This window comes from Enterobacter sp. PL_is511 (genome assembly GCF_055816065.1).
The window spans coordinates 208647-229737 of the sequence record NZ_JBVPGP010000017.1; the positions used below are offsets into that span (position 1 = coordinate 208647).

General features: G+C 56.5%; 19 protein-coding genes. 9 read left to right on the forward strand and 10 right to left on the reverse strand.

Features of this window, described 5'->3' with window-relative positions; genetic code table 11:
* Positions 1-2: 2 nt before the first annotated feature.
* Positions 3-815: a septum site-determining protein MinD gene (gene minD / locus AC0TN7_RS04805; protein WP_024909869.1), complete on the reverse strand. Its 813-nt coding sequence runs from the start codon at positions 813-815 to the stop codon at positions 3-5.
* Positions 816-838: 23 nt separating this feature from the next.
* On the reverse strand, positions 839-1546 hold the full coding sequence (gene minC, locus AC0TN7_RS04810) for a septum site-determining protein MinC (RefSeq protein ID WP_023312186.1): 708 nt from the start codon (positions 1544-1546) through the stop codon (positions 839-841).
* A 123-nt stretch (positions 1547-1669) separates the two neighbouring features.
* Between minC and AC0TN7_RS04815 the strand changes: the two genes are divergently transcribed.
* The 3 genes from AC0TN7_RS04815 (at position 1670) to AC0TN7_RS04825 (ending at position 3186) form a co-directional block, all read left to right on the forward strand.
* Positions 1670-1945, forward strand: coding sequence for a YcgL domain-containing protein (locus AC0TN7_RS04815; RefSeq protein WP_029742143.1), 276 nt, complete (start codon positions 1670-1672; stop codon positions 1943-1945).
* Between the two features lie 47 nt (positions 1946-1992).
* Positions 1993-2652 (forward strand): fumarylacetoacetate hydrolase family protein, encoded by a 660-nt coding sequence (locus AC0TN7_RS04820; RefSeq protein ID WP_048992179.1) that lies wholly within the window; start codon positions 1993-1995, stop codon positions 2650-2652.
* A gap of 93 nt (positions 2653-2745) precedes the next feature.
* Positions 2746-3186, forward strand: a complete 441-nt coding sequence (locus AC0TN7_RS04825) for a YcgN family cysteine cluster protein (protein WP_024909872.1) — start codon at positions 2746-2748, stop codon at positions 3184-3186.
* 125 nt (positions 3187-3311) lie between these two features.
* On the opposite strand, the gene dsbB is transcribed toward AC0TN7_RS04825, so the two are convergent.
* Both dsbB and nhaB read right to left on the reverse strand, forming a co-directional pair.
* Positions 3312-3842, reverse strand: coding sequence for a disulfide bond formation protein DsbB (gene dsbB, locus AC0TN7_RS04830; RefSeq protein WP_024909807.1), 531 nt, complete (start codon positions 3840-3842; stop codon positions 3312-3314).
* A gap of 143 nt (positions 3843-3985) precedes the next feature.
* Positions 3986-5524, reverse strand: coding sequence for a Na(+)/H(+) antiporter NhaB (gene nhaB, locus AC0TN7_RS04835; RefSeq protein WP_061714894.1), 1539 nt, complete (start codon positions 5522-5524; stop codon positions 3986-3988).
* 201 nt (positions 5525-5725) lie between these two features.
* On the opposite strand from nhaB, the gene fadR reads away from it, so the two are divergent.
* Positions 5726-6445: a fatty acid metabolism transcriptional regulator FadR gene (gene fadR, locus AC0TN7_RS04840; RefSeq protein ID WP_024909809.1), complete on the forward strand. Its 720-nt coding sequence runs from the start codon at positions 5726-5728 to the stop codon at positions 6443-6445.
* 110 nt (positions 6446-6555) lie between these two features.
* Here fadR and AC0TN7_RS04845 read toward each other — a convergent pair whose 3' ends face one another.
* Positions 6556-8088 (reverse strand): SpoVR family protein, encoded by a 1533-nt coding sequence (locus tag AC0TN7_RS04845; RefSeq protein ID WP_024909810.1) that lies wholly within the window; start codon positions 8086-8088, stop codon positions 6556-6558.
* A 321-nt stretch (positions 8089-8409) separates the two neighbouring features.
* Between AC0TN7_RS04845 and AC0TN7_RS04850 the strand changes: the two genes are divergently transcribed.
* Complete coding sequence (locus AC0TN7_RS04850) at positions 8410-9708, forward strand: D-amino acid dehydrogenase (protein ID WP_267215002.1); 1299 nt, start codon at positions 8410-8412, stop codon at positions 9706-9708.
* Positions 9709-9717: 9 nt separating this feature from the next.
* Positions 9718-10788 carry a catabolic alanine racemase DadX gene (gene dadX / locus AC0TN7_RS04855; RefSeq protein ID WP_148770135.1) on the forward strand — a complete coding sequence of 357 codons (1071 nt, stop codon included), beginning with the start codon at positions 9718-9720 and terminating at the stop codon, positions 10786-10788.
* Between the two features lie 93 nt (positions 10789-10881).
* Here the strand turns inward: dadX and AC0TN7_RS04860 are convergent, their stop codons facing one another.
* Both AC0TN7_RS04860 and ldcA read right to left on the reverse strand, forming a co-directional pair.
* Entirely contained in the window at positions 10882-12615 is a 1734-nt protein-coding gene (locus tag AC0TN7_RS04860; RefSeq protein WP_024909813.1) for a potassium/proton antiporter, read from the reverse strand.
* 97 nt (positions 12616-12712) lie between these two features.
* Positions 12713-13627 carry a muramoyltetrapeptide carboxypeptidase gene (gene ldcA, locus AC0TN7_RS04865; RefSeq protein WP_267217036.1) on the reverse strand — a complete coding sequence of 305 codons (915 nt, stop codon included), beginning with the start codon at positions 13625-13627 and terminating at the stop codon, positions 12713-12715.
* A 107-nt stretch (positions 13628-13734) separates the two neighbouring features.
* Between ldcA and emtA the strand changes: the two genes are divergently transcribed.
* Positions 13735-14346: a membrane-bound lytic murein transglycosylase EmtA gene (gene emtA, locus AC0TN7_RS04870; RefSeq protein ID WP_024909815.1), complete on the forward strand. Its 612-nt coding sequence runs from the start codon at positions 13735-13737 to the stop codon at positions 14344-14346.
* A gap of 37 nt (positions 14347-14383) precedes the next feature.
* On the opposite strand, the gene ycgR is transcribed toward emtA, so the two are convergent.
* Positions 14384-15115, reverse strand: a complete 732-nt coding sequence (gene ycgR / locus AC0TN7_RS04875) for a flagellar brake protein YcgR (RefSeq protein ID WP_024909816.1) — start codon at positions 15113-15115, stop codon at positions 14384-14386.
* Positions 15116-15323: 208 nt separating this feature from the next.
* On the opposite strand from ycgR, the gene AC0TN7_RS04880 reads away from it, so the two are divergent.
* Both AC0TN7_RS04880 and AC0TN7_RS04885 read left to right on the forward strand, forming a co-directional pair.
* Positions 15324-15578 carry a GlsB/YeaQ/YmgE family stress response membrane protein gene (locus tag AC0TN7_RS04880; protein ID WP_008502662.1) on the forward strand — a complete coding sequence of 85 codons (255 nt, stop codon included), beginning with the start codon at positions 15324-15326 and terminating at the stop codon, positions 15576-15578.
* 112 nt (positions 15579-15690) lie between these two features.
* Positions 15691-17793: a TonB-dependent siderophore receptor gene (locus AC0TN7_RS04885; RefSeq protein WP_473701877.1), complete on the forward strand. Its 2103-nt coding sequence runs from the start codon at positions 15691-15693 to the stop codon at positions 17791-17793.
* 494 nt (positions 17794-18287) lie between these two features.
* Here AC0TN7_RS04885 and AC0TN7_RS04890 read toward each other — a convergent pair whose 3' ends face one another.
* Positions 18288-19973: an alpha,alpha-trehalase gene (locus AC0TN7_RS04890; RefSeq protein WP_148770141.1), complete on the reverse strand. Its 1686-nt coding sequence runs from the start codon at positions 19971-19973 to the stop codon at positions 18288-18290.
* Positions 19974-20075: 102 nt separating this feature from the next.
* Positions 20076-21032 carry an AraC family transcriptional regulator gene (locus tag AC0TN7_RS04895; protein WP_024909819.1) on the reverse strand — a complete coding sequence of 319 codons (957 nt, stop codon included), beginning with the start codon at positions 21030-21032 and terminating at the stop codon, positions 20076-20078.
* Positions 21033-21091 lie beyond the last annotated feature (59 nt).

Here is a 21091-nt window from a genome sequence, read left to right on the forward strand (position 1 = left end):
ACTTATCCTCCGAACAGGCGTTTGAGGAAACCTTTCTTCTCTTCTTCAATGAAGCGGAAAGGACGTTCTTCTCCCAGCAGACGGTCAACGGTATCGGCGTAAGCTTTACCTGCATCTGCCAATGTATCAAGGATCACTGGCTCGCCCTGGTTAGACGCGCGTAACACGGACTGATCTTCCGGGATAACGCCCACCAGCTTAATGCGCAGGATCTCCAGCACGTCTTCCATGCTCAGCATGTCACCTTTGTTCACGCGGCCCGGATTGTAGCGGGTGAGCAGCAGGTGTTCTTTAATCGGGTCTTCGCCATTTTCCGCACGACGGGATTTAGAGGCGAGGATCCCCAAAATGCGGTCTGAGTCACGCACGGATGAAACTTCAGGGTTAGTGGTGATGATCGCTTCATCAGCGAAGTACAGTGCCATCAGGGCACCGGTTTCGATGCCGGCAGGGGAGTCGCAGACAATGAAGTCGAAATCCATTTTTTTCAGCTCATCGAGCACCTTTTCCACTCCTTCACGGGTCAGGGCGTCTTTGTCACGCGTCTGAGAGGCCGGGAGAATGTAGAGGTTCTCGGTGCGCTTGTCTTTAATCATCGCCTGGTTCAGCGTGGCATCGCCCTGAATGACGTTCACGAAGTCATACACGACGCGACGCTCACATCCCATGATGAGGTCGAGGTTACGCAGACCGATATCGAAGTCGATAACGATGGTTTTCTTTCCCTTCTGGGCCAAACCAGTAGCGATGGCCGCGCTGGAGGTGGTCTTGCCAACGCCTCCTTTACCCGAAGTAACAACAATAATGCGTGCCATAGAAATTCCTTGTTAAAAAGGGATCAATTCAACGGTTGAACGGTCAACGCGTCGTCTGCCAGAAGCAGGCGAGCCGCTTTGCCATAAAATTCGGCTGGGATCTTGTCGCTCAGCCAATATTCACCTGCGATGGACACCAGTTCCGCCGTCAGGTGAGTACAAAATATTTGCGCGTCTCGATCGCCACTTGCACCCGCGAGCGCACGTCCACGCATCATACCGTATACGTGAATGTTGCCATCTGCAATCAGCTCAGCGCCAGCACTGACGTGGCTTGTAACAATCAGATCACAGTTTGGTGCATAAATGCGCTGACCGGAACGAACCGGCACATCAATCATTCGCGTTTTTGTGACGGTAGTAACGTTTTGCACCGCAGGAGGGGGCGTTTGCACGGCAACGGGTGCCGCACGCGAGGCTTTTTCTTTGCCCTCATTCAGAAGAGGCAGCCCCGCACGCTCAATTTCCGCTTTCAGCTCAGTATCTTTGCAGCCGCTGATGCCCACGATACGCAGTCCGGTCGAGGAGACGGCCTGCTGGAGAAGTTTCCAGTTAACCGGAGCCTCAAGACCGCTAACGTTGATAACAACAGGGGCGTGCTTCAGAAAGGCGGGAGCCTGGGCGATTTTGTCCTCTAACGCCTGACGAATAACCTCGGGTTTTGCATCATGCAAATGTACCACTGATAAGGTGAAGCTACTGCCTTTAAGCTCGATGGGCGTGTTTGACATCCTGGCCTTACTCAATTTGCTATTAACCGCAACCACTCGCTGCGATATTCCGAAGAGTATCAGGCATGTTATAGTCAGGAGTATATTGAGGCAAGCAACCACCCATTAATTCAGAGTAAAAACATGTTTTGTGTGATCTACAGAAGTACAAGCCGTGACCAGACCTATCTTTATGTCGAAAAGAAAGACGATTTTTCACGCGTGCCTGAAGAATTAATGAAGAACTTTGGCCGACCACAGCTGGCGATGCTGCTGCCGCTTGATGGTCGTAAGAAACTGATTAATGCCGATCTGGATAAAGTAAAAACGGCCTTAGCCGAGCAAGGCTATTATTTACAGCTTCCACCGCCACCCGAGAATTTATTAAAACAGCATCTTGAGGCGAACGGTAAAAAATAGTCTCAACTGTTTTTGGGCACAACACATCAACCGTTTAGGGGTCGACCATGTATCAACATCACAACTGGCAAGGTGCATTACTGGATTATCCCGTCAGCAAAGTCGTCTGCGTGGGCAGCAACTATGCAAAACATATTCAGGAGATGGGCAGCGCGACGCCAGAAGAGCCGGTTCTGTTCATTAAGCCTGAAACGGCGCTTTGCGATATCCGCCAGCCGCTGGCCCTGCCGCAGGGGCTCGGCTCGGTGCATCACGAAGTTGAACTCGCCGTGCTGATCGGCGCAACGCTGCGTCAGGCCTCCGAAGATCATGTTCAGAAAGCGATTGCCGGCTACGGCGTGGCGCTGGATCTGACGCTACGTGACGTGCAGGGCAAAATGAAGAAAGCCGGGCAGCCTTGGGAAAAAGCCAAAGGGTTTGATAATTCCTGCCCGATCTCGGCGTTTGTGCCGGTGAGCGAATTTACCGGCGATCCGCAGGACACCCCGCTCAGCCTGAAGGTTAACGGTGAAATCCGCCAGCAGGGGACCACGGCAGACATGATCCATAAGATTGTGCCGCTGATCGCCTACATGAGCCGCTTCTTTACCCTGAAGCCGGGCGATGTGATCCTGACCGGAACCCCAGAAGGTGTTGGCCCGCTGCTCAGCGGTGACGAGCTTGAGGTCGGTTTTAACGGCCTGTCGCTGAAAACCCGCGTGCTGTAACCTCCTCTTGCCGCCTGAAAAGGGCGGCAAAACTTGCATCGACGTGCCAGACTCGTTATAAGGTGCGCTTTCTTTTGACGTGTGGACATCCTGATGAACGACATCCCTTTCTGGCAAAGCAAAACTCTCGACGACATGACGGACGCGGAATGGGAATCCTTATGCGACGGCTGCGGTCAGTGCTGCCTGCACAAGCTGATGGATGAAGACACGGACGAGATTTACTTCACCAACGTTGCCTGCAAGCAGCTAAACATAAAGACCTGCCAGTGCCGCAACTATGAGCGCCGCTTCGAGTTTGAGCCGGACTGCATCAAGTTAACCCGGGATAATTTGCCCACCTTTGAATGGCTGCCGCATACCTGCGCGTATCGCCTGCTGGCGGAAGGGAAAGGTCTGCCTGACTGGCATCCGCTGTTAACCGGTTCAAAAGCGGCGATGCACGGTGAGCGCATTTCAGTGCGCCACATCGCGGTGAAAGAGTCCGAGGTGCGTGACTGGGAAGATCACATCATGAACCACCCGACCCGTTGACAATAAAAAACCCGCCGAGGCGGGTTTTTTATTGTGTTTGTGCGGCCTGATGCCCTCACCCCAACCCTCTCCCACGGGAGAGGGCGCAAACACTAAAAACGGCAACCGAGGTTGCCGTTTTGCTTTTACCTTCCGAACAAATCGCGTTTCTTCGGTTTGAACGGCTGGGCAATCAGCACCAGCAGCGCCACGACGAAGTAGGCGGCAAAAATACCCACCAGCCACTGCGGCATCTCCAGCGTCAGGAATTCCCACTGACGAACGGAGCAGTCACCGGATGCGACAAATACCTGCGGCAGCCATTTGTCCAGCGGCAGCCAGCTCGGGAAGCGGGCGGCAAAATCACAGGTCATAAACGGTGACGGATGCAATTGCATCATGGTGTGCTGCCAGGAGAGTTCAATTCCTTTCCAGGCGCTGTATATCCAGATGGCAATACCAGCATAGCGAAGCGGCGATTTTGGGGCAATCGCGCCCACCAGGCCCGCACCCATAATGCCGAACAGTGCGCAGCGTTCATAAATACAAAGCACGCAAGGTTTGAGTCCCATTACATGCTGGAACCACAGCGCGACCATTTCCAGCGCAAAGGCGGTCAGGGCCATTAACAACCACGCTCCGCGACCGCGGGAGCACTGGTTTAAAAATCTCAACATAATCATTTCCCTGGAACATGCTTAGAAATCGCAGTGTAAACGAATTCGTTTTTCGCGCCACCTGTACCTGGCGAAATAAAACGTAATTGGATGTTTATCGTGCGAAAAGGCAAACGGGCAGCGAACTGCCCGAGATGCAGTGTTTATTGCGCCGCAAGTATACCCGCTTGTATCAACCATTGCGTACAGGGAATGAGGGTAATTTTGACGCAAAGCAATCCCACGATCGTGAGCACCAGCGTATAGGGCAGCGCCATCCACACCATCCTGCCATAAGAAAGTCGTATGAGCGGCGCGAGGGCGGAGGTCAGGAGGAACAGGAAGGCGGCCTGGCCGTTTGGCGTCGCCACCGATGGCAGGTTGGTGCCGGTATTGATCGCCACGGCCAGCAGCTCAAACTGTCCGGCGCTGATAACGCCTTGCTCCATAGCCGCTTTGGCCTCGTTGATATAGACCGTCCCGACGAAGACGTTATCTGAGATCGACGAGAGCAGGCCGTTGAACAGGTAAAACAGCGACAGCTGAGCATCCGGCGATGCCTTTAAGACAAAGGCAATAATCGGCGCGAACAGATGCTGGTCGATTATCACCGCCACGACGGCAAAGAACACCGCCAGCAGGGCGGTAAATGGCAGGGCTTCGGTAAACGCCTTACCGATGGCATGCTCGTCCGTCACGCCGGTAAAGGTGGTGGCGAGAATAATGACCGACAGGCCAATCAGCCCCACTTCGGCAAGATGGAACGCCAGCGCGGCGATCAGCCAGACGCCGATGATGCCCTGCGCAATCAGACGCAGCGTCTCCTGGCGCGTCCGCTGGCGTCGGCTCTGCAGATCGAATTTATGCAGCTCCTGACGTACCGGCTCCGGGAGCTGGGCCCCATAGCCAAAGAGGCGAAACTTCTCCACCAGCAGACAGGTCGCCAGCCCGCAGAAAAGCACCGGTACGCTCACCGGCGCCATTCTCAGGAAGAACTCACCGAAGTGCCAGCCCGCCGCTTTGGCAATGATCAGGTTTTGCGGTTCGCCCACCATGGTCATCACGCCGCCCAGCGCGGTACCGACGCCAGCATGCATCATCAGGCTGCGCAGGAAGGCGCGAAACTGTTCCAGTACCTCACGATTATGCGCATCGACGTGGCTGTCATCCTGCAAATCCTCGCCCGGACGAGAGGAGGCCACGCGGTGATAAATACCGTAAAACCCCACCGCTACGCTTATCACCACCGCGACGACCGTCAGCGCATCCAGGAAGGCCGACAGGAAGGCGGCCGCAAGGCAAAACGCCAGCGAGAGCAACATTTTCGACGGAATGCTGAGCAGCAGGCGCGTGAAGATAAACAGCAGCAGCTGTTTCATAAAGTAGATGCCCGCCACCATAAACATCAGCAGCAGAAGCACTTCGAGATTGGATGCCAGCTCGGCTTTGACGTGCTCGGCGCGGGTCATGCCGATGACGACGGCCTCAAACGCCAGCAGTCCGCCCGGCAGCAGGGGATAGCATTTCAGCGCCATGGCCAGGGTGAAGATAAACTCCGCCACCAGCAGCCACCCGGCAATGAACGGGTTTACGCTAAAGAGGAGAGGGTTAACGACCAGGAACACCAGAAGTATAAGTTTGTACCAGTCCGGAGACTGGCCTAAAAAGTTGCGCCACAGTGCGCGCCCAAAAGAAATTTCCACGACAGACGTCCATCCCCGTCAAGTAAGACAAAACATCAGTATACGCAAAAATCGCGGCCTGGAGGCGGATAAGGCTGCATTGTAAATTTCATAAAAATGAAACGGCGATCCCTCTTTTCTCTCTTTGCCGTGCTACCTGCCACTGGCTGCCTCTGGTATGATGAGTCCAATTTGCTAAAGCTGTGTAATGGAAATCTCACTATGGTCATTAAGGCGCAGAGCCCGGCGGGTTTCGCGGAAGAGTACATCATTGAAAGCATCTGGAATAATCGTTTCCCTGCGGGGTCCATTCTTCCGGCTGAACGCGAACTCTCTGAACTGATTGGCGTCACTCGCACCACGCTGCGTGAAGTGCTCCAGCGGCTGGCGCGCGATGGCTGGTTGACTATCCAGCACGGCAAGCCGACGAAAGTAAACAACTTCTGGGAAACGTCCGGGCTGAACATTCTTGAAACGCTGGCGCGTCTCGACCATGAAAGCGTGCCGCAGCTCATTGATAATCTTCTCTCCGTTCGCACCAACATCGCGACGATCTTTATTCGTACCGCTTTCCGTCAGCATCCGGAAGACGCCCTTGCGGTGCTGGCCACAGCGAACGAGGTGGAAGATCACGCCGATGCTTTTGCCACCCTCGATTACAACGTGTTTCGCGGCCTGGCGTTTGCCTCCGGCAACCCGGTGTATGGCCTGATCCTCAACGGTATGAAAGGGCTTTATACCCGCATCGGCCGCCACTACTTTGCCAATCCGGAAGCGCGTAGCCTGGCGCTGGGCTTCTACCATAAGCTGAGCAAGCTCTGTACCGAAGGCCTGCACGATCAGGTTTATGAGACGGTGCGCCGCTACGGTCATGATTCCGGTGAAATCTGGCACCGCATGCAGAAAACGCTGCCGGGCGATTTGGCGATTCAGAGCCGCTGAAATAAAAAACCTCTCGTATGAGAGGTTTTTTTTCGCCCGGTGGCGCTTCGCTTACCGGGCCTACAAAACCCGTAGGCCGGGTAAGGCGTAGCCGCCACCCGGCAAAAAAACTACAGCGTATTCAACCGCGCCGGGCAGCGTTCCAGCAGCTCGACGCTCCCGTCTTCATTCTGCTGCTCCAGCTGCACGTCAAAGCCCCACAGGCGATGCACATGCTTCAGCACCTCTTTGCGCCCTTTATCCAGCGGCGCGCGATTGTGCGGGATATAGCGCAGCGTCAGGGAGCGGTCACCGCGCAAATCGACGTTCCACACCTGAATATTCGGCTCAAGGTTGCTCAGGTTGTACTGGGAAGAGAGGCGAGAGCGGATCTCACGGTAACCCTCCTCGTTGTGGATTGCGGAGATCTCCAGATAGTTGTTGCGGTCGTCGTCCAGCACGGTGAAGAAGCGGAAGTCACGCATGATCTTCGGCGACATAAACTGGCTGATGAAGCTCTCATCCTTGAAGTCGCGCATCGCAAAGTGCAGCGTTTCCAGCCAGTCAGAGCCGGCGATATCCGGGAACCAGTACTTGTCTTCTTCCGTTGGCGACTGGCAGATACGCTTAATGTCCTGGAACATGGCAAAGCCAAGCGCATACGGGTTAATGCCGCTGTACCACGGGCTGTTGTAGGGCGGCTGGAACACCACGTTGGTATGGCTGTGGAGGAATTCCATCATGAACCGCTCGGTAACTTTACCCTCGTCATACAGGTGGTTGAGGATGGTGTAGTGCCAGAAGGTCGCCCAGCCTTCGTTCATCACCTGCGTCTGCTTTTGCGGATAGAAATACTGGCTCACCTTGCGCACGATGCGCAGGATCTCACGCTGCCACGGCTCCAGCAGCGGGGCGTTCTTCTCCATAAAATAGAGCAGGTTTTCCTGCGGCTCGGACGGATAACGACGCGCTTCGGCGACCGCTTTTTCTTCCTCACGCTTCGGCAGGGTGCGCCACAGCATGTTCACCTGGCTCTGCAGATACTCTTCGCGGCTTTTCTGCCGCGCTTTCTCCTCCTGCAGGGAGATTTTCTGCGGACGTTTGTAGCGGTCCACGCCGTAGTTCATCAGCGCGTGGCAGGAGTCGAGCAGTTTTTCCACTTCGTCCACGCCGTAGCGCTCTTCGCAGTCGGTAATATATTTACGGGCGAAGATCAGGTAATCGACGATGGAGCTGGCATCCGTCCAGCTGCGGAACAGGTAGTTATTCTTGAAAAAGGAGTTGTGCCCGTAGCAGGCGTGCGCCATCACCAGCGCCTGCATGGTAATGGTGTTCTCTTCCATTAAATAGGCGATACACGGATTGGAGTTAATGACAATCTCATACGCCAGCCCCTGCTGGCCGTGCTTATACAGCCGCTCTGTTTCAATAAATTTTTTACCAAACGACCAGTGCGGATAGTTAATCGGCATCCCGACGCTGGAGTAGGCGTCCATCATCTGTTCGGACGTAATGACTTCAATCTGATGGGGATAGGTATCCAGACGATACAGTTTTGCGACCCGGTCGATTTCGGCGAGGTAAACATCCAGCAGCTCGAAGGTCCAGTCGGGTCCATCGCTCAGACGTGTGTTGTCCTTGTTCAGGGAATCAATAGTAGCCATTAGCGCGCCCTCGTTGTGGGTGCTCTCTCTGTCTGGAGAGCCTCCTTTCAAGCATAGATCAACGTGTTAAAAAGCGTGCTGGGGCAGAAATTTTTTCTTTGCGATTTCGCGTTTTTGATACGGCAAAAAAACGGTATGTCTCAGCATATTATGCTGGTTAAAAATAACGCGCAGCAGGAGATCCCAAATTAGCACTATCCCCTGATGCTGGGGGATGTGTGAGGTAAGTCACCATAAAAAAGTCATATGTTGAATAATATTTTCAACTAGGTTATCAATCTGTAATTAGAAGATTGTTCTTTTGCACATAATGGAGTGGCTATGCGTGTTGTCATACTGGGAAGTGGTGTCGTTGGGGTAACCAGCGCCTGGTATTTAAGTCAGGCGGGACATGACGTAACCGTTATCGATCGTGAATCCGGTCCGGCGCTCGAAACCAGCGCGGCGAACGCCGGGCAAATCTCTCCCGGCTATGCCGCTCCGTGGGCTGCGCCGGGCGTTCCGCTGAAAGCGATTAAATGGATGTTCCAGCGCCATGCGCCGCTGGCCATCAGCCTTGACGGCACGCAGTTCCAGCTGAAGTGGATGTGGCAGATGCTGCGCAACTGCGACACCCGCCACTACATGGAGAACAAAGGGCGCATGGTACGCCTGGCGGAATACAGCCGCGACTGCCTGAAAGCGCTGCGCGCGTCGACGGGGATTGAGTACGAAGGCCGTCAGGGCGGAACGCTGCAGCTGTTCCGCACGGCGCAGCAGTACGAAAATGCCACCCGCGATATCGCCGTGCTGGAAGATGCTGGCGTACCGTACCAGCTGCTGGAAGCCAGCCAGCTTGGTCAGGTTGAACCGGCGCTGGCGGAAGTGGCGCATAAGCTGACAGGCGGCCTGCGCCTGCCGAACGACGAAACCGGCGACTGCCAGCTCTTTACGCAGCGTCTGGCGCAGATGTGCGAGCAGGCGGGGGTGAAGTTCCGCTTTAACACCTCTGTCGACAAGCTGCTGTCGGAAGGGGAAAAAATTTACGGCGTGAAGTGCGGCGACGAGGTGATCAAAGCCGATGCCTACGTGATGGCGTTTGGTTCGTACTCCACCGCCATGCTGAAAGGTATTCTCGACATTCCGGTCTACCCGCTCAAGGGCTACTCGCTGACCATTCCGGTGAAAGAAGAGAGCGGTGCTCCGGTATCGACCATTCTGGATGAAACCTACAAAATCGCCATTACCCGCTTCGATAACCGCATCCGCGTAGGCGGCATGGCGGAGATTGTCGGCTTCAACACCGAGCTGCTGCAGCCGCGTCGTGAAACGCTGGAGATGGTTGTGGGCGATCTCTTCCCGCGCGGTGGCTTTGTGGAGCAGGCGACGTTCTGGACCGGCCTGCGTCCGATGACCCCGGACGGCACGCCGATCGTGGGCCGCACGCCGTTTAAAAACCTGTGGACCAATACCGGCCACGGCACGCTTGGCTGGACGATGGCCTGCGGATCGGGCCAATTGCTGAGCGACCTGATTTCCGGGCGCACGCCGGCAATTCCGTTTGACGATTTAAGCGCTGCACGCTATCAATCGGGGTTTACGCCTTCGCGTCCACAGCATCTGCACGGCGCGCATAACTAAGGAGCTGTCATGTCCCGTCCTGTTCTGGCCCAGCTGAACCTGCAGGCCCTGAAGGATAATCTGCAAATTGTTCGTCGGGCGGCACCTGGTTCGCGCGTCTGGTCGGTGGTGAAAGCGAATGCCTACGGCCACGGTATCGATCGTATCTGGAGCGCCCTGAGCGCCACCGATGGTTTTGCCTTACTCAATCTGGAAGAGGCCATTCTGCTGCGCGAGCGCGGCTGGAAAGGGCCTATTCTGCTGCTGGAAGGGTTTTTCCACGCCGACGATCTGCCGCTGCTGGATAAGTATCGACTGACCACCAGCGTGCACAGCAACTGGCAGATCAAAGCGATTCAGGATGCGAAGCTCCATGCTCCGCTGGATATCTATCTCAAGGTGAACAGCGGCATGAACCGCCTGGGCTTCCAGCCTGAGAGGGTGCATACGGTCTGGCAGCAGCTGCGCGCGCTGAAGAACGTAGGTGAAATGACGCTGATGGCGCATTTTGCCGACGCGGAACAACCCGACGGCATTGCCGATGCCATGGTCCGCATTGAGCAGGCGGCAGAAGGGCTGGACTGCCCGCGCTCGCTGTCGAACTCGGCGGCCACGCTGTGGCATCCCGAGGCGCACTATAACTGGGTGCGTCCGGGGATCGTTCTGTATGGCGCGTCTCCCTCAGGCCAGTGGCAGGATATCGCCAACAGCGGCCTGAAGCCGGTCATGACCCTGCGCAGTGAAATCATTGGCGTGCAAACCCTGAAGGCCGGCGACACGGTGGGCTACGGCAGTCGCTACCGGGCAAAGGGCGAGCAGCGGATTGGCATCGTGGCGGGCGGCTATGCCGACGGCTACCCGCGCATCGCGCCGACCGGTACGCCGGTCTGGGTCGATGGGGTTCGCACGGGAACGGTGGGCACCGTATCAATGGATATGCTGGCCGTTGACCTGACGCCATGCCCGCAGGCGGGCATCGGTTCACCGGTCGAGCTGTGGGGTAACGAAATCAAAATTGATGACGTTGCTGCCGCGGCGGGCACGGTGGGGTACGAATTGATGTGCGCCCTGGCGCCGAGAGTGCCGGTTGTGACGGTGTAACATATGTTCGCCGGGTGGCGCTAACGCTTACCCGGCCTACGTTCGAGGTTTTTTTGCCGGGTAAGGCGAAGCCGCCACCCGGCAAAAAAACCGCTACTCCGCTTCCTCTTCCATCGGCCTCAAACCGACTTTCCGCACCGCGTTATCTTCTTTTTCGGCAACGGTCCAGATCATCCCGGCAAACTCCACCTGGTCTCCCACGACCGGGGCAGCGCCAAGCCGCTGCTGGATGATTTCGCCCAGCGTTTGCTGGTTATCTCCGTCTTCAGCACCTTCATCCAGGCCGTAGATCAGCGCGACATCGGCAAACCTGGCGCTGGCTTCCAGAATAAAATCGCCGAAGAAACGCTGATCCAGCGCCACCGGAGGCGACTGGCTGAACAGTTTGCCCAGCGCGGGCAGGTCGCGCTCGCGGCCAATCACGCACAGAATATCCCCTTCGCGCAGGCGGGTGCTGCCGGTAGGGTGCAGCAGAACGTTGTCGCGGAACAGAGCGGCAATGCGCGTTTCGGCCGGCATGTGCAAATCGCGCAGTGAAGCCCCCACGCACCATTTGTCGGCGCTCAGCTGATAGACGAACTGTTCCCATGGGTTCTCCGGATGAATGTCGAGCCCCACGCGGGAGACCGGCCAGCCCACGGGAGGGACAACCACTTTGGCTTTTTTCGCTGCCCACCCGAGCGAGGTTCCCTGGAACAGCAGCGAAATCAGCACCACGAAGAACGCCACGTTAAAGAACAGCCGCGCGTTATCCAGACCGGCCATCATCGGGAACACCGCAAGGATAATCGGCACCGCGCCGCGCAGGCCCACCCAACTGATGAAGATCCGCTCTCGCAGGTTGAAGCCACGAAACGGCAGCAGGCCTGCAAATACCGACAGCGGACGGGCAAAGAAGATCATCCATGCAGAGAGCAGCAGCGCCGGAACGGCGATCGGCAGCAGGTCCGATGGCGTAACCAGAAGACCCAGCACCAGAAACATGCCGATCTGCGCCAGCCAGGCCAGACCGTCGAAGTTCTGCAAAATGGCATGCCGGTTACGAATAGGGCGGTTGCCCATCAGGAACCCGCAGAGGTAGACGGCGAGAATGCCGCTGCCGTCCACTGCGGTAGTGACGGCAAAAATGAGAATGCCGCCGCTCAGCGCCAGCAGCGGGTAAAGCCCCAGAGGAAGCGATATACGGTTGATCGTCTGCTGGAGCAGATATCCCCCTGCCAGGCCGATGACAATCCCCAGGCCAAACTGCTGCAGAATATGTAACGCAAACATCCAGCTCAGTCCGCTTTCGTGCTGCTGAATCATCTCGATAAGCGTAATGGTGAGAAACACCGCCATCGGATCGTTACTGCCGGATTCAATCTCAAGCGTTGAGCCCACGCGTTCGTTAAGCCCTTTTCCGCCAAGCAGGGAAAATACCGCTGCCGCATCGGTTGAGCCAACAATCGCGCCAATCAGCAAACCTTCCATGATATTGAGATGGAAGAGCCACGCGGCCATCATTCCGGTGAGGCCGGAGGTAATCAGCACGCCGACCGTGGCGAGCGACAGCGCGGGCCCTAAGGCCACGCGGAAGGAGCTCGCCTGGGTGCGCATCCCGCCGTCCAGCAGGATCACCGCCAGCGCGAGGTTACTCACCATGTAGGCGAAAGGGTAGTTATCGAAAGGGATACCGCCAATGCCATCAATGCCGGCCAGCATGCCGATGGCGAGGAAAATGACAAGAATAGGTATGCCGAGACGCGATGAAAATGAACTTAATAAAATACTGCTGGTTACAAGGACGGAACCCAAAATGAAAAGGCTGATTATCGCTGCGGCATCCAATGTTCTCTTACTCCCACCTCAATGTTAACGCTGTTACTAAAACCCTAACATATTAACGACGGCAACAGCGTTTTATTAAGGGGGTATAACGGCTTTTTTATGCCTTTATGACAGGATGGCCGCTGATGGTCAGCCGACTGCCGGAATCATTGTGGATCAGCGAGGCGTGTGCCCCCAGTGCCAGGGTCACGGTGCGCTGCTCATGGCCGAAATCCAGACCGGTGATGACCGGAATATCCAGCCGCGAGCGAATGAACTCAACCATGGTCTCCAGGGAGTAACCCGCGTCATAGTCATTCGGCGCAGAACCGCTGAAGCTGCCCAGCACAATCGCGGACTGGCGTTCAAGAATACCGGCATGATAGAGCTGCAACAGCATGCGTTCGACGCGGAACGGATGTTCGTTGATATCTTCCAGCACCAGAATGCCGTCCTCGATGTGCGGCATCCACGGCGTGCCGATAAGTGAAACCAGCATCGCCAGGTTGCCGCCCCAGAGCTGACCTTCGCATTCCCAGTGCGGCCCATTGCCTTGCCACTCCACGCTGTAGGTGGGATTGCGCAGAGCGCGCCAGAAGTGTTCCATGGTACACGCATTCAGCTCCAGGGCGCCGAAGTTACCGGCCAGCATCGGGCCGCTGAAGGTGGTAACGTTATGTAGCGCCAGCAGCCCGAGCTGGATGACGGTGAAATCGCTGTGGCCGCATATGAGTAGCGGATCCTGCTGCTGGCGCTGCGCCAGACCCTGCCAGTCAATGCTCTCCAGCAGCCGGCTCGCGCCATATCCGCCGCGCACCGCCAGCACAACCCGGTTTTCACCCTTCAGGTTCACCAGGCTGTTGATATCATTCAGCCGCTGCGCTTCTGTACCGGCAAAACGCTGCTGGCGGCGGGGGATAATCGTCTGATTTTCTACCTGATGACCCGATTCCAGCAAACGCTGAACGCCCCGCTGCGCCGCGTCCTGGTTAATGCAGTAGCCCGACGGCGCGATGAGATGAAACTGAGACATGGCAATTCCTTGCTGAATGAGAAACTAATTGTCTATATCATGCCGCGTATACGACGCCTGCTTCAAGAGGCGGCGCACCGCGATGACCGGCTATAAGGATAGATGACGTGAAATTGAGATGGTTTGCTTTTTTGATTGTGTTGCTTGCTGGCTGTAGTTCAAAACATGATTATCAAAACCCACCCTGGAACCCGGAAGTGCCGGTGAAACGGGCCATGCAGTGGATGCCGATCAGTGAACAAGCCGGGAAGGCCTGGGGCGTCAGTCCGCGTCTTATCACGGCGATCATTGCGGTGGAGTCCGGCGGTAACCCCACGCTTGTCAGCAAATCCAACGCGGTGGGGCTGATGCAGCTTAAAGCGTCAACGGCGGGTAAAGAAGTTTACCGCTATATGGGCTGGAGCGGTCAGCCGTCAACCAGCGAGCTGAAGAACCCGGAACGTAACATTTCAATGGGCACGGCCTATCTGAGCATCATGGAGCACGGCGTGCTGAAGGGTATTAAGGATCCGGAGGTGATGCAGTACGCGCTGGTGGTCTCTTACGTTAACGGTGCCGGCGCGTTGCTCAGAACCTTCTCCTCTGACCGCAAAGAGGCGATAGAAGAGATTAACGGCATGGACAAAGACGAATTCTTTGAGCATGTGGCGAAAAATCACCCGGCACCACAGGCGCCTCGTTATATCTGGAAAGTACAGAAAGCGATGGATGCCATGTAATGCCGCAGACGGGCGGCGGTCACGCTGCCCGATTTTCTTACAGAACTTTATTTGCGCGTTCCCGCGCCTCCCGCTCCAGCGAATAGATGATGCGCTGAAGCTCACGCTCTGCACCGGGCCCCACGTTCAGGAAGCGGAAGCTCAGACGCGGCGTGGTGATGGTTTCATTTTTGCTGTCCACGACGGTACGGTCGCTGATGGCAATCAGCTGTGCATCGAAATAAAAGCGACCCCAGCCCCCCATATCCAGTTCAATTTGCGTAAACCGCATGCCTTCTACCAGTCCGTCGGGTTTCGGCGTATCCATCAGCGCACCCATGCCGCCCAGTGACAGATCGAAGAGGCGGAAGCGGATCTCTTTTTTATCCGGCATTTTGGCCTTACAAAAATAGGCGGGGTGAAGCGGAGCGCTAATGCGGAAATATTCACGACGCTGAACAAACCAGAGATTGGTGGGAAGTGGGGTAGCAAAAGCAGGGAGTCCCTGGTACTCGCTCAGTTCCAGTCGCGACAGGACAAACTCCACTTTGGCGCCCTGCGTTTCGGCCATCACCGCGATATTCTCCGCCTTCAGCGCCGCGCGGTTTTCATACTCCTGACTGCCTAAATCAATCACCAGCCGCTCCTGCGAGGCGTCAAGGATCTTGCTGATGAACTGATTATTCGACCAGCTGATGCGCAGCGGCACTTCACCTTTTTGCAGGTCGCGTAATACCCCTAATACAGCCAGCGGATTTTGCTTGAGGAACTGCTCACTGTAATGACTCACGCCGGATGGCTCCTTGATAGATGACAGACTGTCTTAGCGTTATCGGCAATCTGTGATGAAACTTAATACAAACCGGTGAGTTTTTTTTGCCTCTTTAGACAAAGATAAGTCGGTGAGAAGAAAATGATTTTCCGGCGATGACCTATACTTACGTTAGCTGTGCAGAAGGTTTTCTGCGCATGCGTTAAACCTGCAAGAGGGCATCGCTATGGGTATCATCGCCTGGATTATCTTTGGTCTTATTGCTGGCGCTATCGCGAAATTGATCATGCCGGGAAACGATGGCGGCGGCTTTATTTTGACCTGTGTACTCGGGGTCGTTGGTGCGGTTGTGGGCGGCTGGCTGGCGACGATGTTTGGCTTCGGAGGCAACATAAGTGGTTTTGACCTGCACAGTTTTCTGGTCGCTGTCGTGGGCGCCATTGTGGTGCTGGGCATATTCAGGTTACTGCGACGAGCATAACATGACGTAAACGGCTCTCTGCGGAGGGCCGTTTTTTTGCCTGTGTATTGATTTGTTAATCTAAATGATAATAATTGTCGTTCCGTATCGCATCTAACAACAAGACGACATTATGACTCCCTCACGTTTTACGCTATGCGCCCTGGCAGGCGCCGTCTCGCTCGCACTGCACGTTCCGGCATTCGCCGAAGAATCCACTATCGTCGTCACCGGCGCAGAGCAGGGCAGCGAGCTGCCGGCCTGGACGAACAGCGCCACGAAATCGGCCGTTGCTGAAAGTAAAACGCCGCAGGTCATCACGACCCTCTCTGCGCCGGAAATTGACAAGCGCCATGCGAATTCCGTGAATGAAATCCTGCGCTATGCGCCAGGGGTCTCAACCGAGGTGCGGGGAAATACCTCCTACATGAGCGAATATAAAATTCGTGGCTTTACCGTCGACCAGGAGTTCTACAACGGGCTGCAGCTGCCCTATAACGTCACCGGCAATACCAAAGCGCGCATCGATCCGCTGTTGATTGACAGCGTTGATATCCTGAAAGGCCCCTCATCGGTTCTCTACGGCGGCGGCTCGCCGGGCGGGCTGGTGAATATCCAGAGTAAAAAGCCGCAGCGAGAAGCGCGAACTGAATTCGGATTTAACACCGGCAACCGCAACCTGAAAGAGGGGTATCTCGACTCAACCGGGCAGATCGCCGATAGCGACTGGAACTACCGTTTGCTGGGGAAAGCGACGGAAAATGACGATCAGCCGCACACCACCCGGTATGAAAATTACCTGGTTGCCCCATCCGTCACCTGGCAACCCGACAGCAAAACCCGCCTGACTCTGGATGCGCTGGCGCAGAACTCCCCGAGCCTGACGCCGTCGAACCCGCTGCCGCTCGCCTACCTGCGCTCGAAATACGCGGGCAAGCGCGACTATGCCGGTGATGAGTGGAACGGATTTAAGCAGCGCCAGTGGATGCTGGGCTACAGCTTTGAACATGCGTTCGACAGCGGCTGGGGCTTTAACCAGAAGGCGCGCTATTTCGACGTCGATACGCATCAGCGCAGCGTCTATGCGACGGGCACGGGAAGCGAGGTCTATCAGCTTAACCGCTTTGCCTACACCACCGATGAAGATCTGCAGAGCTTCAACATCGATAACCAGGTGACTAAAACCGTGGCGCTGGGCGACTGGAAACACCATCTGCTGGCCGGGTTTGACTACCAGAAGCTGAACTCCCATTTCCACTACCGTTACGCGTCGACCACGCCGGGCATGGATATGCGTCATCCTGACTATTCGCAAATCAGTGAAAGCGCATTAGGCCTGTATACCGCCCAGAAAAACCGGCTGAGCTATCAGCAGAACGGCTACTACCTGCAGGATCAGGTGGAGTGGGGTGGCTTAAATCTGCTGGGTAGCCTGCGCTACGACGATTATCGCTCCGTGACCACCAATTATCTGCAAAACGGTGATAAGGACTGGGTCTCTCAGGATCGCGTCACCAAACGCCTGGGCGCGCTTTACGCCTTTGATAATGGTCTGTCACCATTTATCAGCTATTCCGAAGGCTTTGCACCGGTGTCGCCGAAGGGAACGCTCGCGGCGAAAGACGTCAAGCCGACCACCAGCAAGCAGGTGGAAGGTGGAATGAAATATCTGCTGGCCGACTACGCCACCACCTTTACCGCCTCGGTATTCAACATCCGTCAGAAAAATGTCGTCACCTCCGATCCGGGCTTCCTGAACTATCGTCAGACCGGGGAGGTGGAATCCAAAGGGGCAGAGCTGTCTGCCATCAGCCGCCCGGCGGACAACCTGACGCTGATTGCTAACTATGCCTACACCCACGCGATCAATACGGAAGATGATAAATACAAAGGGAAACGTCCAACGCAGGTGCCGGAGAATGCCTTCAACCTCTGGGGGGATTACACCTTTGAGAACACGCAGCTGAAAGGGCTGATGCTGGGAGCGGGCGCACGCTATACCGGCCCGATGGAAATCTCTCCGGCAAACGATGCGGGTAAGCTGGGCGGCACTACCCAGTACGATCTGGCGGCTTCATATCGGATGGGCGAAATCCTGCCCTCGCTGGCAGGGCTAACGCTTAAAGCCAGCGCGCAGAATATCACCAATAAAGAGACGCTGACCTGCTACGACGCGACAAACTGCTGGATTGGGCGTGACAGAACTTATCAGCTAGGGGCGAGTTACAGTTTCTAAGGAACCAGGGGAACCCCAACAAAATACGCAATCGGACTGCCCCCTCTCCTCTTAGGGGAGAGGGCTGGGGTGAGGGGGAACATACGGCTGTGGTGGTTATTCCGTTCACTTTATGTTCCTTGCTACTCTGTAACGACAGGGCCTGTGAACGTGCCAGGGTGGCTCAGTCGCCACCACCCTGGCGACCCGGGCTCCCGGCGGTAAATCGCCGCTTCGCGGTGCCCTCGGCGTATTCCTTCCGGCTTATCGGGGACGGGCGGAGGTAACATCCCTGTAAAGCCCGCCCTCTCGGCGCATCCATGCGCCTCGCCCCGGCCGGAAGGCAAACGCCTCAGCGATTTACAGCCGGACCAGAGCATCGCTGAAAGCCTTTAGTCGTTCTGAAACAACGTTATTGCTTCTGCTTAAAAATTACTGGGGATCCCTTTCCCGGTGGGAAGAGGGTTAGCAAAAGTAGGCCGGGTAAGGCGTAGCCGACACCCGGCAATACTCACTTACTGCGCCGTCGCTTTTACCGGCGCCACCTCATCATTCGCCGCAGGCCGATTCTCCGGCACGCTGTCGCACGGTTTCTCTTTCGGGCAGACCCGATCCAGCATCTTCAGCGTCACGCCGTTGCTCCAGCCGAAGCCGTCCTGCAGCGGATACTCGCCGCCGCCGCCGCCCGTACCGGTTGTCGACACGTCGTATTTCTCGACCAGTTTCTTTTCCCGGTCATAAGTATGCTGAACGTTTTTCAGGAAGCGCCAGGTCACATCCATCGAGACCTTCTCTTGCCCGTAATTCTGCAGCCCTTCCGCGGCCACCCATTGCAGCGGGGCCCAACCGTTTGGTGCATCCCACTGCTGGCCACTGTTGACGGTGGTGGTCGCAATACCGCCTGGTTTCAACAGGCGCGATGAGGTTGCCGCGGCGACTTTATCGGCCCGATCCTGCGCCGCTGCCTTCACGTAAAGCGGGAACAGGGCTGCCGCCGTGAGCTGATTGCGTACCTTCTTGCTCTTCAGATCGTAATCCGCGTACCAGCCCTCTTTATCATTCCACAGGTGGCTCTCGATGGCTTTCTGACGCGCGGTGGCCAGCGCCTCGTATTTGCTTGCGCTGGCGGCGTCGCCACTCTCCTGGCCTGCCCGCGCCAGCAGTTTTTCCATCTTGAACATCAGGGCATTCAGGTCCACGGGGACAATGCTGGTGGTCCGGATGGTGCCGAGTTTTTGCGGATCGTCCATCCAGCGGGAGCTAAAGTCCCATCCCGAGGCCGCGGCGGAACGCAAATCACGGTAGATTTCGGTCGCAGGTCGGTTAGGGTTACTTTTGGCGGTATTTACATCGTCAAGCCAGGACTCCGGGCGCGGAGTGTCGCGGTCATCCCAGTAGCGGTTGAGGACAGCGCCGTCATCCAGCTTCACCACGCGCTTGTTGGCCTGACCCGGCTGAAGGGCGTCGACGCCGTCCATCCAGTAGGCATACTCTTTCTCCATCTGCGGACGATACTTCTTCAGCGCATCGCTGTCGTGCGTTGCCAGCAGTTCCACCATCAGCGAGAAGAACGGCGGCTGGGATCGGCTCAGGTAATAGCTGCGGTTGCCGTTGGGAATGTGGCCGAAGGTGTCAATCTCATAGGCAAAGTTATCCACCATGTCGCTGATTTTGTCCCAATGATCGCTCTCTGCCAGGCCCAGCATGGTGAAATAGCTGTCCCAGTAGTAGACCTCGCGGAAACGTCCGCCGGGCACAACGTAAGGTTTGGGTAACGGCAGCAGGGAATCCCATTTGTTGCTGGCTTTATCCGTGGTGCGCGTCAGTACGGGCCAGAGATCGTCAATATGCTCACGTAGACTTTGTCCAGCAGGCGGAACATATTTTTCCCCTTCCGCAGGGAGCGTAAAGTTCATCTCGACAAAGTGGCGTAAGTCAAAGCTGGACTGCGTGTGCTGCATCCGATAGTCCGCCAGAATCATCAGCGGGTCGCTTTTGGGGACGGCATCCGCAAAGGTTTTCTGATCGGGAAACAGTTTGGCGCTCTGCACATCATTAAACAGCGGGCCCAGCAAAATATCGGGTGAGGCTGTCTGGGCTGCGGGGCTATCGTCGGCATAACCGAATGTCGTTACGCCGAGCAGCGCGCCGCCTAACGCAAGGGTCAAGAACGCGGGGCGTAGTGTACGAGGTCTTATCATCAGTTCGTCTCCTGTCTTCACTAAACAGCGTGACCGCTGTTGTCAATCACCTGAAAACATTAGACGAATATTGCCCGCTTCGCGTTAAATATTGCTGGCCAGTCAGACCTCTTCCGGCGTCTGGCTGGCTTCCCGCAGCGTGCCCGGCGCATGTCCAATAATGCGCTTAAATGCCCGGCTAAATGCCGCCAGAGAGCCGTACCCCAGCCGCAGCGCGACGGTTTCTATCGGCTGATTTTCATGGCGAATGTACTGGATGGCCAGGCGCATCCTCAGCTCGCTGAGATATTTTGCCGGAGTGGTTCCCGTCGCGGCCAGAAACCGTTCGGCGAACACGGAGCGGGACGTGCCCGCTTCTTTTGCCAGATCCGCGACGCTCCAGTTCAGGCCCGGCTGCTGGTGCATGGCGTAAATGGCCCGGCTCAGGCGCGGGTCGCGCAAAACCTGCACCCAGCCGGTGGCTTTACCACAGCCGCCTTCAACCCAGCCGCGCACAATTAAGGCCGCTACCACGTCGGCCAGTCGCGCAAGGATCCCGGCAAACCCGGCCTGACGCGCCACGGACTCCCGCTCCATCGCCGCCAGCAGCGGGTGGATCTCCGGCCAGGTGGACATTAACCGGCTGACCATCATCACTTCCGGCATTGCCTTGATCAGCGGCTGCATTCCGCCCAGCTCAAAATCCATGCACCCGCTAAAGATGAGGGTGTTCTCGCTCTCCGGGCAGGGCTCGCAGGTGATGGCGCAGACCGAGCTGCAGATAGGCTCGCTCGGAAAGGCGTTGACAGGGGTAAGAGGAGCCTGCTCGTCAGAGAGCAGGGCATGGGAATTCCCGCCGGGAATAAAGAGGGCGTCGCCACCGCTCAGTTCGAACGTTGCTCCGCTCTCCATGCGCAGCAGAGCGCTACCGTGGCTCACAAAATGAAACTGCGCCCGGCCGGGAGCCTGATGAAACGCGACGCCAAATGGCGCACTGGCTTCAATCCGCCGGTATTTCACGCCTGACAGGCGCATGCCGCGTAAAAGTTCGCTGATCAAATCGGGTGACTGTACGGTCATGGCGCAACTCCGGACGAATAATCAATAAGTGGAGATTATATGTCATAGATCGTCCAGGG